This window comes from Mesorhizobium sp. LNHC209A00 (genome assembly GCF_000502915.1).
Taxonomy (GTDB): domain Bacteria; phylum Pseudomonadota; class Alphaproteobacteria; order Rhizobiales; family Rhizobiaceae; genus Mesorhizobium.
In genome coordinates, this window is record NZ_AYWT01000016.1 from 40,112 (window position 1) to 54,441 (window position 14,330).

Annotated in this window: 12 protein-coding genes and 1 pseudogene; 6 read left to right on the forward strand and 7 right to left on the reverse strand. The window is 64.4% G+C overall.

The window, feature by feature from the left end:
- Positions 1–6: 6 nt before the first annotated feature.
- A complete protein-coding gene (locus tag X739_RS141125) occupies positions 7–201 on the reverse strand; it encodes a hypothetical protein (RefSeq protein WP_023774040.1) in 195 nt (64 codons plus the stop codon).
- Between the two features lie 260 nt (positions 202–461).
- On the opposite strand from X739_RS141125, the gene X739_RS141120 reads away from it, so the two are divergent.
- Positions 462–1,181 carry a 3-keto-5-aminohexanoate cleavage protein gene (locus X739_RS141120; protein WP_023795769.1) on the forward strand — a complete coding sequence of 240 codons (720 nt, stop codon included), beginning with the start codon at positions 462–464 and terminating at the stop codon, positions 1,179–1,181.
- Positions 1,182–1,313: 132 nt separating this feature from the next.
- Positions 1,314–1,877: pseudogene (locus X739_RS01000000166530) on the forward strand (cytochrome b).
- A 6-nt stretch (positions 1,878–1,883) separates the two neighbouring features.
- On the opposite strand, the gene X739_RS141115 reads toward X739_RS01000000166530, so the two are convergent.
- From X739_RS141115 to X739_RS141105, 3 genes are all read right to left on the reverse strand, one after another.
- Complete coding sequence (locus X739_RS141115) at positions 1,884–2,984, reverse strand: serine hydrolase domain-containing protein (protein ID WP_023795770.1); 1,101 nt, start codon at positions 2,982–2,984, stop codon at positions 1,884–1,886.
- An 87-nt stretch (positions 2,985–3,071) separates the two neighbouring features.
- Positions 3,072–4,685: an ABC transporter substrate-binding protein gene (locus tag X739_RS141110; RefSeq protein WP_023795771.1), complete on the reverse strand. Its 1,614-nt coding sequence runs from the start codon at positions 4,683–4,685 to the stop codon at positions 3,072–3,074.
- 44 nt (positions 4,686–4,729) lie between these two features.
- Positions 4,730–5,863, reverse strand: a complete 1,134-nt coding sequence (locus X739_RS141105; protein WP_023795772.1) for an FAD-binding oxidoreductase — start codon at positions 5,861–5,863, stop codon at positions 4,730–4,732.
- Between the two features lie 132 nt (positions 5,864–5,995).
- On the opposite strand from X739_RS141105, the gene X739_RS141100 reads away from it, so the two are divergent.
- Complete coding sequence (locus X739_RS141100) at positions 5,996–6,613, forward strand: XRE family transcriptional regulator (protein WP_023795773.1); 618 nt, start codon at positions 5,996–5,998, stop codon at positions 6,611–6,613.
- A gap of 122 nt (positions 6,614–6,735) precedes the next feature.
- Complete coding sequence (locus tag X739_RS141095) at positions 6,736–7,440, forward strand: SDR family oxidoreductase (RefSeq protein ID WP_023774046.1); 705 nt, start codon at positions 6,736–6,738, stop codon at positions 7,438–7,440.
- 14 nt (positions 7,441–7,454) lie between these two features.
- On the opposite strand, the gene X739_RS01000000166535 is transcribed toward X739_RS141095, so the two are convergent.
- Positions 7,455–9,857, reverse strand: coding sequence for an EAL domain-containing protein (locus tag X739_RS01000000166535; protein WP_245273941.1), 2,403 nt, complete (start codon positions 9,855–9,857; stop codon positions 7,455–7,457).
- A gap of 207 nt (positions 9,858–10,064) precedes the next feature.
- Positions 10,065–11,333 carry a cytochrome-c peroxidase gene (locus X739_RS141090; protein WP_023795775.1) on the reverse strand — a complete coding sequence of 423 codons (1,269 nt, stop codon included), beginning with the start codon at positions 11,331–11,333 and terminating at the stop codon, positions 10,065–10,067.
- Positions 11,334–11,528: 195 nt separating this feature from the next.
- Between X739_RS141090 and X739_RS141085 the strand changes: the two genes are divergently transcribed.
- Complete coding sequence (locus X739_RS141085; protein ID WP_023795776.1) at positions 11,529–13,064, forward strand: acid phosphatase; 1,536 nt, start codon at positions 11,529–11,531, stop codon at positions 13,062–13,064.
- Between the two features lie 47 nt (positions 13,065–13,111).
- Here the strand turns inward: X739_RS141085 and X739_RS141080 are convergent, their stop codons facing one another.
- Entirely contained in the window at positions 13,112–13,747 is a 636-nt protein-coding gene (locus X739_RS141080) for a DUF922 domain-containing protein (RefSeq protein ID WP_084056469.1), read from the reverse strand.
- Positions 13,748–13,806: 59 nt separating this feature from the next.
- Between X739_RS141080 and X739_RS141075 the strand changes: the two genes are divergently transcribed.
- Positions 13,807–14,295 (forward strand): hypothetical protein, encoded by a 489-nt coding sequence (locus X739_RS141075; RefSeq protein ID WP_031252335.1) that lies wholly within the window; start codon positions 13,807–13,809, stop codon positions 14,293–14,295.
- The last annotated feature ends 35 nt before the right edge of the window (positions 14,296–14,330 follow it).

The window sequence follows — 14,330 nt, forward strand, 5'->3', positions numbered from 1 at the left end:
TGCTGTTCAGCCGAGTCGGCGCGCCGACGCTCGCGGAAATTCCAGCACTCCGGGTTCCGGCTTCCTGTGTTGTGCTTCCGCCACCATCTCGATCAACAGGTCGAGGGCCTCGCATGTGGCGCGGCTCGTCTCGTCATTGCCGCGCAGATAGTGGTAGGCGCGTTCGAGATGGAGACGGGCGGCTGAAAAATCGCTGGTCAATGGTCCCTCCATGATCCCGCCCTGATGGATATTGGCCGGCCTGGCGCAAAGTGGCGTAAATATCCCCAGGCGCCTTTTATTCAAATGCCGGCGAATGCCGTGAGAGGCGCCCTGGCGGCGGCGCCGCCGTGTCAGGGCGCCATGGCTTTGCACGGTTTGGCGGCGCGGCTAGATCCCAGGAAAGTGTGTAACCGGTTCCCGTCCGGAATTGCGTAAAAGGCACAGAGCTGGAGTGCGCTCTTTAGTCCGAGGTGAAATCGATGATCGTTCAAGCCTGCATCAACGGCGCGCGTCCGCGCGATTTCCATCCCACGCTGCCGCTGACCGCACAGGCAATGGCCAGCGATGCCGCTTCCTGCGTCGCCGCGGGTGCCGCCGAACTGCACATCCATCCGCGCGGCGCCGACGGGCGCGAAAGCTTGGCGTCGGTGGATGCGACGGTCCTTGCCGTGCGCCAAGCCTGCCCGGGCACATTGATCGGCGTCTCGACCGGCGCCTGGATCGAGAACGATGTGGCGCGCACCCGCGCGGCGATCGCCGCCTGGCGGGAACTGCCCGATTATGCCTCGGTCAATCTTTCGGAAGCCGACGCGCCCGCCGTGATGGAGCTGTTGCGCAAGCAGGGCGTCGGCATCGAGGCGGGGCTGGCCACGACGGAAGATGCCGAGCGCTTCGTGGCGCTCGCCGATCACGGCCGCGTACTGCGCATCCTGATCGAGATCGACATACCGGACCTGCCTGGAGCCCTCGACGAGGCGCATGACATCGCCGCCGTGCTCGACCGCGCAGGCGTGCGGCGGCAGATCCTGCTGCACGGCGTCGACGGCACGGTCTGGCCGTTCGTGCACCTTGCGCGGCAAAAGCGCTGGTCGACACGAGTCGGGCTGGAGGACGGCAAGACGCTCGCCGATGGAACGGTGGCTAGGGACAATGCCGAGATGCTGGCTGGCGCCGCCACAATCTTCCGCTCCACGAGTTAAGCTGAACCTTGTCGGGCTGCGCCGCCAGCGAACTCGGCGATGCCATTCGCGCAGCAAGGCGATTGAGGAACAGCTGAAATAAGGCCACATTCACGAGCGAGGGGAGATGTCCAACCGTTTCGGAGCTCTCGCATGTCGCTGTCCGGCACGACAACCCGCTATGGGCGCCTCGCCCAGGCATTTCATTGGCTGACGGCACTGCTGGTGCTCATTGCCTTCCTGGTCTCGGCGGGCGGTCCGCCGGAGCGGGTCTATTCGGCGGCCAGGGCGTCGACGCTGCTGCTGCACGAGTCGCTCGGCTTCACCGTTTTCTGCTTGCTGGTCGTTCGCCTGATCTGGCGCCGGTTCGATCGCATTCCCGATGCCCCGGCCATGCCGTCCTGGATGGAGGTCGCCTCGAAGGCAACGCATTGGGCACTCTATGCGCTGCTGTTCGCGGTTCCGGCGACAGCCATGGTCGGCGCCTTGTTCGGCGGCCACCCGGTCACTGTCTATGGATTGTGAGCGATCGGTCCATTTTCGGGCAGCTGGGGCGCGCCGCTGGCGGAGATTCACGGCACGCTCGGCGACGTCATGATGTGGCTCGCCGGCCTGCACGCGGCCGCCGCCATCTTCCACCATTTCTTCCTTCGCGACCGGGTGCTGAGCCAGATGCTGCCGGGCCTGCCCGATCCGTCGTTACGGCAGGGCGGCTGAAAACGATCAGTCGAGAATGATACGGATCGCCTGATCGACGACCCCGTGCAGGCCACTGGCCTGGAAGGAGAGGCGATTGCCGGAGCCGACATTGCTGGTCATGGCGATGGTGAGGTCCGTCTCGGGGTCGTGCAGCATGACGGCGACGTAGCCCGGAATGCTGCCCTGGTGGCCGTAGAAGGCGCGGCCGGCATAGGCGCTCCGGAACATCCCCGCGCCCGTCTCGCGCATGCGGGTGCCGGGGAAACTCGCCGGTACGCGGTGTTCGAACATCTCGGCGAAGAAGGAGGGCGACAGCAGCTTGCCGGAGAACAGGCCACGCATGAAGCCGACCATGTCTGACGGGGTCGACACCATGTCGCCGCAGCCATAGGCGGCGGCGAACGGGAAGGAGTCGGACGAATCCTGCAGTTCATCGCAGTAGGGCAGCACGCCGTCCATGCGCCACATCTCGCCGCCCGAGGCTATATCGGTGGGCGCGTTCGGCGCCGGCGGTGGCCGATGGTAATAGCCGCGCACCATCGATTTTTCCGGAAAGGTTTCGGTCGCCGGCGACCATGTATTTTTCAGGCCGAGCGGCTGCAATATCGCGGTCCTGACATAACCGCCCAGAGAGTCTTTCGCGACCGCCTCGATCAGAAGGCCGGCCAGCACATAGCCGGTGTTGTTGTAAACGGCAGGTCCGCCCGGCGCCTTCTGCTTGTCGGAGGCGAACGCGATGTCGACCAGCTGTTGCGGCGTCCATTGCCGGCTCGGGTCCATCGGAATGTAATATTCGAATTCCGGCAGGCCGCTGCGATGGTTGATCAGCTGGCGTACCGATATGGTTTTGGCGCCAGGCAGGTCCGGGAACCAGGAGGCGATCGGCGCGCCGAGGTCGAGCTCGCCGGTCTCGGCGAGCTTGACGAGGGCCGCGGCGACGAAGGTCTTGGTGCAGCTGCCGATCTTGAACAGATGGTCCGACGTGACGGGCGTGCCCTGCGCGCGATCAGCGAGGCCCGCGGTGAGGGCGGTCGGTGTGGTGTCACCCCTGGCATAGGCGAGCGACGCACCCACCGCGCCATCGCCGAGGTAGGCATCGAGGAGAGCGTTCAGGTCTTTTGGCACGGTGGTCTCGCTTTTTGTGGATCGCGGGATCTTCGCAAATCGGCTGGCGTTTTGCCTTTGATGAGGGGGCACCCGGCGTGACAAGCCTCACTCCGCCATGTCGACGGCGGCGAAATTCTGCCGGCCGAAGGGGTCGAGCACGTAGTTTAGGACGCTCTTGCGGATCGGGATCGCCACCATCGAATGGGCGATCGGCGCCACCGGCACCTCGGCCTTCAGGATGGCCTGCGCCTTTCCATAGATCGCGGCGCGCTCTTTCGGGTCGGCGGCAACGCGGCCTTCGTCGAGCAGCTTCTCGAAACCCTTGTCGCACCAGCGCGAGCGGTTGGAGCCGCCCTTCACGCCGTCGCAGGAGAGCAGATAGCTCAGCATGTTGTCGGGATCGCCATTGTCGCTGCTGCCGCCGAGCAGGAAGGCGTCCTGTTCGCCCGCAGCGGTGCGCTTGAGGTATTCGCCCCATTCGAAGCTGACGATCTCCGTGTGCACGCCGACCTTCGCCCAGTCGGCCTGGATCATCTCGGCCATGCGCTTGGCGTTGGGGTTGTAGGGGCGCGACACCGGCATCGCCCACAGGCTGATCTTGAGGCCGCTTTCGTGGCCCGATTCCTTGAGCAGTTTCTTGGCGCCATCGGGATCGTAGTCGATGCCGGCATCGGTGACGGCGCCAAGCTGCGCCGGCGGCACGACGCTGCCGGCCACCGTGCCGGCGCCGGCGTAGACCGCATCGACGATCGCCTTGCGGTCGATGGCCTTGGCCAGTGCCGTGCGCACGCGCACGTCGCCCAGTGGCGGATGCTCGACATTGAAGCCGAGGATGCCGATGTTCTGGCCCTTGAGGTCGAGGACCGTGATGTCGGGATCGCTGCGCAGGTCGGCGACAGCACTTGGCGGCGGCGGGGCGGCGACCTGGCATTCATTGGCCTTGATGCGCTCGACACGGGTCGTCGGCTCGGGCGTGACGGCGAAGACCAGCGTGTCGATCTTCGGCGCGCCGCGCCAGTAATCCTTGTTGGCGGCGTAGCGGACCTGGCTGTCGGGCACATAGGCCTCAAGCACGAACGGGCCGGTGCCGACCGGCATGCTGTCGATCAATTCCGGCGTGCCGGCCGCGACCATCTTTTCGGTCTGTTCCAGCGACAGGATGGAGAGATAGTCGAGTGCCAGCCCGGCCAGGAAGGTGACGTTGGGAGCCGTCAGGGTGAAGCGCACGGTGTAATCGTCGACCTTGTCTATTTTCCCGATCAGCGTGCCCATGCCCAACGCGTTGAAGTACTCGTAAGAGCCGCCGCCAAGCTTGTGATAGGGATTGTTGGCGTCGCGCTGGCGGTTGAAGGTGTAGAGCACGTCGTCGGCATCGAAGTCGCGCGTGGGCGAAAAATGCTCGTTCGACTGAAACTTCACGTCGTGCCTGAGATGGAAAGTGTAGGTCTTGCCATCCGACGAGACGTCCCAGCTTTCGGCCAGCGCCGGTCCGACCTCGGTCGTGCCCGGCTTGAACTCGACCAGCCGGTTGAAGATCGTCTTGGCGGCGGCGTCCATGGTGGAATCGGCGATGCCGATCGCCGGGTTGAAGGTCTCGGGATTGGCTTCCGAGCAATAGACCAGCGTCTTGGCGTAGGCCTGCCCGCCGAGAAGGACGGATGAGGCCAGAAGGGACGTGGCCAAAAGGGACGTGACAAGCATCGCGCGCATAGATTTCATCGCAAACGCTCCTGATGACACATTCGGGGTTGAGGGAAGGAACTTCATGGCGTCGCCGCCGAGGTAAGGAAGCGATCGGGCGCCAGCGCCCCAGCGGTGATGCCGAGCGCGATTACATCTTCGGGCAGCGGCTCGCCCCGCATCAGCGCCGCGCTCAGCCTGGCCAGCGTCAGCGACACCTGAAAACCGTAGCCGCCCTGGCCGCCGAGCCAGAAGAAGCCGGGCAGGCGCGGGTCGAAGCCGGCGACCGGCGTGCGGTCGGGAGCGAAGGTGCGCAGGCCCGCCCATGGCGTCGACGGGCGGCCGATGCGCATCGACGTTGCCTGTTCGATGCGGTCGACGGCGATGGCGACGTCCATATCTTCGGGATACGCATCGCAAGGCTCGGAGTCTGTCTCGTCGGCGAGCGAACCGATCAATCTGCCGGCATCGGGCTTGAAGTAGAACTGCTCGTGCAGGTCGACCACCAGCGGCCAGCCCGCGATGTCCAACCCGGCGGGCGGATCGAACAGGAAGGCGGTGCGCCGTTTCGGCTGGAAGCCGAGGCCCGCGAGCCCCGCCATGCCGGCGACAACATCCACCCAGGCGCCGGCGGCGTTGACGACGATGTCAGCCGAGTAGACGCCGGCGCTTGTTTCAACCCGAAAAGCGCTGCCGTCGCGTGAGATGGCGCGGACCTCCTCGCCGGTGCGGATGGTACCGCCGCTGGCTTTGAGCTTGGACGCGCAGGTCGCCAGCATCTTGTCCGTGTCGACATCCACCGCGTCCGGCTCATAGACGCCGCCGCAGGTGGCTTGCTGGGCAACGACCGGAACCAGCGCGTGGAGCTCGGCCGCCGAGAGGCGGCGCACCGATGGCACCAGCGCCTGCAAATCACGAGCCAGCTTGTCGATGGAGGCATCGTCACCGGTCCATCCGACATGCAGCGCGCCGCGCCGGTGGGCGACGAAACCGCCCTCGACGATCGCCTGCCGGCTGGCCAGCGTCAGCCCGCGCACGAGGCGGTTGCCGTAAGTCTCGGTGAACAGAGCGGCGGAGCGTCCGCTGGCGTGGTAGCCGAGATGCGGTTCGCGCTCGATGACGGTGACTTCGGCCCAGGCCGCCACCTCGGCGGCAAGCGAGAGGCCGGCAATGCCTCCGCCGATGATGGTAATCTTTCTGAGGGAGTTCGACTGCATTCATCAGTCGTAAAAATAATTTCGTATCCAGTCAATATTTAGCGTATAAGAAAATTATTGATGTTGTTGATGGCAGGGGGGAGTTCGACTACCTAGGGTGGAGCGGCGCGATCCCGCGCCTTGGAGCTGGCGATGTCGGAGCAACCGAACCTCGGTGACTGTCTGCGCTCTTTGAGAAAGACGCATGGCTGGACGTTGCAGGAGGTCAGCGCGTTCACTGGCGTGGCGGTGTCGACGCTGTCCAAGGTCGAGAACGACCAGATGTCGCTGAGCTACGACAAGCTCTTGCAGATCTGCGAGGGGCTCGGCATCCATGTGACGGAACTGCTCAGCGGCGACCGCAAGCAGCCGGCGACGCGCACCCGCCGCTCGGTGACCTCGCAGTCCAACACGCTGCGCCAGCTGACCCGAAACTACGACTACCGGTATCTCGCCACCGACTTGGTGCGCAAGCGCATGGTGCCGATCCACGCCTATGCGCGCGCCCGCACGCCGCAAGAGTTCGGCCCGCTGACCAGGCATGCCGGCGAGGAATTCCTGATCGTGCTCAAGGGCGAGATCGAACTGCACACCGACCAGTACGCGCCGGTGCGGCTGAAAGCGGGCGAGAGCGTCTACATCGATTCCACCATGGGCCACGCCTATCTGTCGGTGGGCGAGGGCGACGCCGAGATGCTGTGCGTCTGTTCCGGGGACGAACCGGACATGGAAGGCACGCTGCTGAGTGAGTTGGAGACGGTGGAAGGATAGGGCGCAGCTCAACGCGCAAGTTTTCTGCAGCCCAATTCAGGCTTTCTCGTTCGAACTGCGCGTCGAAACCGGCTATAGGACCGCTGAAACCGTAGCTCCCGCCAATCTGAAGAGGAAATCCGATGAGTGTAGAAAAGACAGCTGTCATCGTGGCCGGCGGCAGCGGCATGGGGGCGGCGGCGGCCAAGCGGCTGGCGGCGGATGGCTTCAAGGTCGCGATCCTATCCTCGTCCGGCAAGGGCGAGGCGCTGGCCAAGGAGCTGGGCGGCATCGGCGTCACCGGCTCCAACCAATCTAACGAGGATCTGCGGCGGCTCGCGGACCTGACTCTGGAGCGCTATGGCCGCATCGACGTGCTGGTCAACAGCGGCGGCCACGGGCCGCGCGCGCCGATCCTGGAGATCACCGACGAGCAGTGGCACACCGGCATGGACGTCTACCTGATGAACGTCATCCGGCCGGTGCGCATCGTGGCCCCGCAGATGGTCAAGCAGAAGGCCGGCGCCATCATCAACATCTCGACGGCCTGGGTGGCAGAACCGAACGCGATGTTCCCGACATCGGCCGTGTTCCGCGCCGGCCTTGCCGCCTACACCAAGATTTTCGCCAACACCTACGCGGCCGACAATGTGCGCATGAACAATGTGCTGCCCGGCTGGATCGACAGCCTGCCGGCGACCGAAGAGCGCCGCGACTCCGTGCCGATGCAGCGGTATGGGACGTCGGAAGAGATCGCCGCGACGATTGCGTTTTTGGCGTCGGAAGGGGCCGGCTACATCACCGGCCAGAATATACGCGTCGATGGCGGGATTATCCGGGCGATTTGAGGCGGGCCGCAGCGCTACGCGGTCAAGACTTCCGGCTGTTCGAAAAGCGCATGGAGTTCGGAAACCGGCATCGGGCGGCCAAAGAACCAGCCCTGGACGTCCGTGCAGCCATTCTCCCTGACCAGGCGATACTGGGCCTCGGTCTCGACGCCTTCGGCGGTCGTCGTCATGCCGAGCGTGGTGCCAAGGTCGGCGACGGCCTTGACGATCGCCCGGCTTTCGCTGCTCTCGCACATCAGGCTGACGAAGCTGCGGTCGATCTTGATGCGGTTGAACGGGAACGACCTGAGATAGCTCAGCGAGGAATAGCCGGTGCCGAAATCGTCCATGGCGATGCTGATGCCAAGGTCGCGCAGGCTGTGTAGCGTTCTGACCGTGTTTTCATTGTTCGCCAGCAGCACCGACTCGGTGATCTCCAGCTCGAGCCGTGACGGCAGCAGGCCCGAAGCCGCGAGCGCCGAGGCAATCTGGAGCGACAAACCCGGTTGCTTGAACTGGGCCGGCGAGAGATTAACCGCGATCTTGACGGGCAGCGGCCATTTCGCGGCATCGCTGCAGGCACGCTGCATGATCCACTCGCCAAGCGCGTCGATGGCGCCGGTCTCCTCGGCCATCTGGATGAACTCCGATGGCGGCAGCAGGCCGAGGCGTGGATGGTTCCATCGCACCAATGCTTCGAAGCCGGTGAGTGTCGAGGTCTTTGCGTCGTGCAGCGGTTGATAGTACAGGACGAATTCGTCGTTGGTCACGCCGAGGGCAAGTTCGGATTCCAGCTGGCGCCGCTCCTGCAGTTTTGCATCCATTCCCGGCTCGAACGACCGGGCGGTGCCACGACCCTCCATTTTGGCTTTGTACAAGGCAAGGTCGGCATTGCGGATCAGCGCTTCCGAGCTTTGCCCGTCGTCGGGGAAGACGGCGATGCCAATACTGCTGCCGATGTTGACTTTGTGGCCCTGGATCGAGAATTCGTCGGACAAGGCATGAATGACACGGCTTGCCAGCACGCCGGCCTCGTCGTTGCCGTCGAGCAGGAGCTGGAGGATGACGAACTCGTCGCCCCCCACTCTTGCTACCATGGCGGTTTCGCCGGCCTGCTGTTTCAGGCGCTTCGCCACTGCCCCGAGAAGCTCGTCGCCGACCGGATGTCCCAACGTGTCGTTGACCGGCTTGAACCGGTCGAGGTCGATGCAGTGGACGGCCAGCTTCTCATCCTCCCTGAGGCTTCTAAGCGCCTCGTCCATCGTGTCGGCCAGCAGGCCCCGGTTGGGCAGGCCGGTGAGAATGTCGTGCGTGGCGAGGTGCTGGATCTGAGCGGTGCGCTCCTCGACCCGTCGCTCCAAAGTCTCGGCGGCATTGACCTGCATCGTCATGGCCCGCCCGATCGCATACCAGCAGGCCAGCGCCAGCAGGGTGCCCACCGCGACCGCGACATAACCGGCCAACTCGAATTGCCGCACGGACCGGGTGTCCGTATCGCTGTCGAACCTGCTGTTGGGAAAACCGGCCCAGAGGCGCCAGGCGCTTCTAGGATCGTTGAGTGAGAGCGGGAGGACTTCGGAGTAGATCAGATTGGGGTCCGCCGCCGTGAAGGCTCGGGAATCCGCGGCCAGGGCCGTCGCCATCTTGTGCTGGTCGGATTCGAAACCGTAGCCTGAATTGACGATGACATAGTCGCTGCTCGGCAACAGTTTGCGCAGCGCCGAGGTGAGCATGATCGCCGAGACGGAGCCGCGCAGGCTGCCGTCCCCGCCGTAGACCGGGACCGACAGGATAAAGCCGGAGCGATCGGCGTCATTGCCGGTGTGGATGAAATCGGTGTTATCGCAAGTGATGAGCTCCTTCGTGCCGATGATCGGCACATCCAGCCCGTCAATGGCGCTCGAATTTGGATAGTTCGCCTTCAGCCAGGCAAGCTGCTTTGCCAGTTCGTGGTATTCATAGGTCTCGACTTCTTCCGGCGGGCGGGTCAGCGCACTGGCGTCCAGTTTTACCCGCTTTGCGCCGCCAGCGGCATCGGACCTCGCCTTTGCATTCACGATCAGCTGGTCGAACTGGAGGATCGGTTCCTCGAGCTTTCCGGTCACGGCATCGAAGCCGTCCGGGTCGAAATCCAGCGGCAGAAAGTAGACCTCGGAAATGGAGACGTTGTTGGCGAGGTTGTTGTAGATCTGCTGGATTGTCGCGCGACCCTCGTCGCCAAGGTTCGTGCCATGCCGATCGAGGTTTCTCACGCTTGGCAGGTAGCTCAGAGTCCGCACATTTTCGTAGACGGCCCGCAGGGCGTCTTCGACGGTCTTGGCCGTTGCCCGGGCCGCGGCCTGGGAGTTTTCGACATACCGTTGTCTTGCCAGCGCGAAGTTCCGCTGGGCGTCGATGTGCAGCGCAGCCAGCATCGCCGCGCCGGTCACAAGGATCATGATAAATCCGACTGCTCGCCTGAATGCGTTCATCAGCGTTCCGCCATCGATTGGCAAAGGGATACGACAGAGCGGTTTAGGAAGCGCTAATGGGACATGTCATTCCTTACGGCTTCAGGGCGTTGCCACGCATTAAATCCTGCAGGGATGGAGCCCCCCGTTCTTCGCGGGTGGGAAGGCCCGGGACTGGGCAGGGCGCGTCAGGGTTCAGTTCGCCGGCACTGCCCGGTGGTCGGCGTCGTTGAGCGTGGCGAGAAACGCGACGATGTCGTCGATCTCGGCCTCGTTGAGGGCCGGTTTGTCGCCGGGCTTCTTGCCGTTGAAGGGCGGATCCTGATTCAAGTTCGGCCAGTAAGCCTTTGGCAGATCGTCATATTGCCTGATCGTGCCGTCGGCATTGCTGGGGTACCAGCGGCCAGGGTCGGTGTCGCGGCTGGCGTAGAAGGCGACCACGTCGTGGAGCGTGTGGAAGTATCCGTTGTGGAAGAAACTCTTGCGCAGCGCGACGTTGCGCAGGGTCGGTGTCTTGAACAGGCCGCAATACTCCGTCCGGCCCTTGAAGTCGGTGCGCAGCGGGCCGCACAGGCCGAGATCGACGTAGGCCGGATCGGCGTTGGCCGGGATGGTCGGGTTGCGCGGCACGGCGATGGCGATGAGGCCGAAATCGGTGAATTGCGGCGGCTCGCCGTCACTGGCCGGTTCGCTGAGGTGGCAGGAGGCGCAATTGCCTTTCGCCTCGTCCTCGAACAGTTCGCGGCCATGCAGTTCCTGCGCCGACAGCGTTGCCTTGCCGGCGAGGAAGGCGTCGTAGCGGCTGGAATAGGGGTAGAAGTCGGCCGCGCTCTGCTCGAACGTGCCAAGCGCCTCGGCGGCGGCGTCGAAGGCATCGCCCGGGCGGTCGAAGACATCGTTGCCGAAGGTTGCCTTGAACTCGTCGGCATAGGCTGACTTGCGCAAGACAGCAGTGACCGCCAGGGCATCCTTGTTGCCCATCTCGAAGGGCGAGAGCAGGGGGATTTTCGCCTGGTCCTCGCCATGGTCGACGCGACCGTCCCAGGTCAGGCCGCCGGTCGGGCCATTGTCGACGCTCTCGTCGCCCTCGTCCTCGGAATCGTGGAAATGCTCGGTGAAGGCGGGCGCCGCCTCGAGGTAGCGCAGCGACGGCACCGCGCGCACGCCGGACTGGTCGAGGTTCGGGCCGCCCCTCTCGACGGGAGATGCGGAGGCCGGACCGAAGGCGTGGCGCGGATCGTGGCAGGAGGAACAGGCCTGTTTTCCCGAAGCCGAGAGCGCCGGGTCGAAGAACATTTTTCGCCCCAAGGCAGTCAGCGCCTCGGCGCGTGCGAAGGCTTGCCCACGCGACAGCGGACCGGGATGGACGCCGTCCGGCCCCGCCGTATTCGCGGGCGCGGCAAAGCCAAATGCCGAGATCGCGGCGCTCGCGATCATCAGGCTTTTCCATCGTCTCATCATCATGGGCCACGGTCCGCTTTGGCCCGGAAATAAGAACGCAGTGCAACGGATTGATGACCGGTCCCAGTGCTCACGAAACCGTGTTCGCCGAGGCGGCCGATGTCACAAAGGTGACAAGGCAGCCACGTTAGCTGCCTATGGTTGCCGCGCCATAGCCCCATAGCCCCATTAGCCACAGTCAAGCCACGAGGTCTTTCCATGACGAGGCTCAAGTTCCTCACTTCCTTCTGTCTGGCCGGTTCGGCCTGGTTTCCCCTTGCGGCCGCCGATGCCGCCCCTCCCGGCTTCGACAAGATCGACACCGTCGTCGTCATCTATGCAGAGAACCGCAGCTTCGATAATCTTTATGGCGGCTTCCCCGGCGCCAATGGGCTGGCCAATGTCTCGGCCGACCAGGCGCGCCAGCTCGACCGCGATGGCAAGCCGCTCACCGAACTGCCGCCGGCCTGGGGTGGGCTGACCGGAAAAGGCGTCACCCCCGTGGTGACGGAGGCGCAGACCGCGCATCTCGCCAACGCCGCCTTCGCCATCGACGATCCCAAGGGCTTCAACGAAGGAACCAATGTCATCACCCACGATTTGTGGCACCGTTTCTATCAGGAGCAGATGCAGATCGACGGCGGCAAGAACGACAAATTCGTCGCCTGGGCCGATTCCGGCGGCCTGGTCATGGGCCATTATGACGGCTCGATCCTGCCGATGTGGCGGATAGCCAAGAAGTACGTGCTGGCGGACAATTTCTTCCAGGGCGCCTTCGGCGGTTCCTTCCTCAACCATTTCCAACTCGCCTGCGCCTGTACGCCGGTCTATCCGCATGCCGACACCAGTCCGATCAAGGGCCAGATCGCCGTGGTCGAGGCCGACGGCACGACCTTGAAGGTGGCCGACAATTCGCCGCCGTCGGCGCTGGGCGGCGTGCCGAAATTCGCCAATGACGGCGCCATCACGCCCGATTTTTACGCCGTCAACGCCATGCAGCCGCCCTATCAGCCGAGCGCCAACAAGCCGGCGGAGGGCGGCGACAAGGCGCTGGCCGATCCGGCCGCGCCCACCACGCTGCCGCCGCAGCACGACATCACCATCGGCGATCTCCTGTCGCTGAAGGGCATCGATTGGGCCTGGTACGCCGGCGCCTGGCAGGCGACCCTCGACGGTAAGAACGCCACGCCGGTGCCGAACTTCCAGTTCCACCACCAGCCGTTCAACTATTTCGCCGCCTACGCGCCCAGCACCGCCGCGCGCACCGAGCATCTCAGGGATGGCGGCCTGAATGGCGCCGAATTCATCAAGGAGATCGACGACGGCAAGCTGCCGCAGGTCGCCTTCTACAAGCCGCAGGGCAACCTCAACGAGCACTCAGGCTATGCCGACGTGACATCGGGCGACCAACATCTGGCCGACCTCGTCGCGCATCTGGAGAAGAGCCCGCAATGGAGCCACATGCTGGTCGTCATCACCTATGACGAGAATGGCGGCTTCTGGGATCACGTCGCGCCGCCGAAGGCCGACCGCTGGGGCCCGGGCAACCGCATCCCGGCCTTCGTCATCTCGCCCTACGCCAGGATGGGGACGGTCGACCACACGCAATACGACACGACGTCGATCCTGCGCTTCATCACCGCGCGCTACGATCTGCCGGTGCTGACGGGCATCGTCGCCCGCGACAAGGCGCTGGCCGCCAATGGCGAGCCGCCGATGGGGGATCTGAGCGCGGCGCTGGATCTTAGCCGGTAGACCGGAGCGAACCGCGGATGAGCCACCGCGCCGCGAGGCGCGGTGGCTCAGCCGCCATTGACCAGGGCAAGAATGAGTTTTTGCAGATTGCCGCCCTGGCCGAGTTCGACGCGGTCGAAATCGCGGCTTGCCTGCCGCTGCGCCTGCGAAAGGGCGGACAGGCGTTTGGTCATCTCGACCCGGATCTTGCTGCATTTGGGATCGTCGGGAACGGTGAGGCCGACTGTCGCCGCCTCGATCCTGCGCGCCATGTCGACAATGGTCGCGCCATGCACCTTTTCGTGGGCGCTGACGCCGGCGAGGAAAACCTCCCAGTTCTTCTGGATGGCGGACGGCAGCGGCGAGGAGGGGCTGGGCAAGGTGTAGGTGATGATGAGCTTGGGCTTGGCCGATACCAGCACGCAGGCTCCGGCGCGCGGCTGATAATCCCTGGTCCAGGTCAGCTTGAAATTGGTGTGGGCGATGGCGCGGGCAATGCCGACATTAGGCCCGTTCTCGCCGATCGACCGGTAGAGCTCCGGTCCGGATTGGCCTGAAATGGCATAGGTCTCCACCTTCTCGACCGGCTTCCATTCGGCATGCGCGGCGAGCGGCAAGGCCACCAGGGCGGCTGTCAGAAAACACAGGCGACCAAAGGCCCTCAACACCGGTCTCTCCAAGGCGCGCGGCACGTGCAATGCCATTCAACGGCTTTTCCTATATGCTGCCGGCGGGTGCTGCAAATGGTCGGAGGGGGAAAGTCATGAGAAGATGTCTCGTTGCCGGTGCCTTGGCGGCATTGCTCGGTGCGCAACCGGCTTTTGCCGCGTCCTGCGGCTGGAGCGCCAAGATGGAAGAAGACGAGGGCGGCAGCGTGCTGACGGCTTCCGTCTGCGGCGGGCCGAAAGGCGATGCGCATCTGACGCTGACCTGTTTCGACAATCCGGTGCTGAGCTACGACCTCGGCAATGCGGGCCAGCAGCTGGAACCGGGTATCAGCGGCGCGTTCGACTTCAAGGCCGACGGCAAGACGGTGACCAAGACGCTGCAGCTGGAGGCCATGTACAATTATTTCGTGGTCGACCTGGCGAAAGCCGATCCGTTGCTGGACCTGCTGCGCGGCAAAGGCGACGTGTCGGTCAGCGGGGCTAAATATGGCGCGAACAGTTTTCCGCTGAAGGGCTCGAGCGCGGCCATCGGCAAGGTGCTGGCGCAGTGCGGCAAGGCCAAGCCGGCGGGGGACGGGGATTGAACCTCGAAAGGTTGCGCCGCCCACTGATCCGTTCC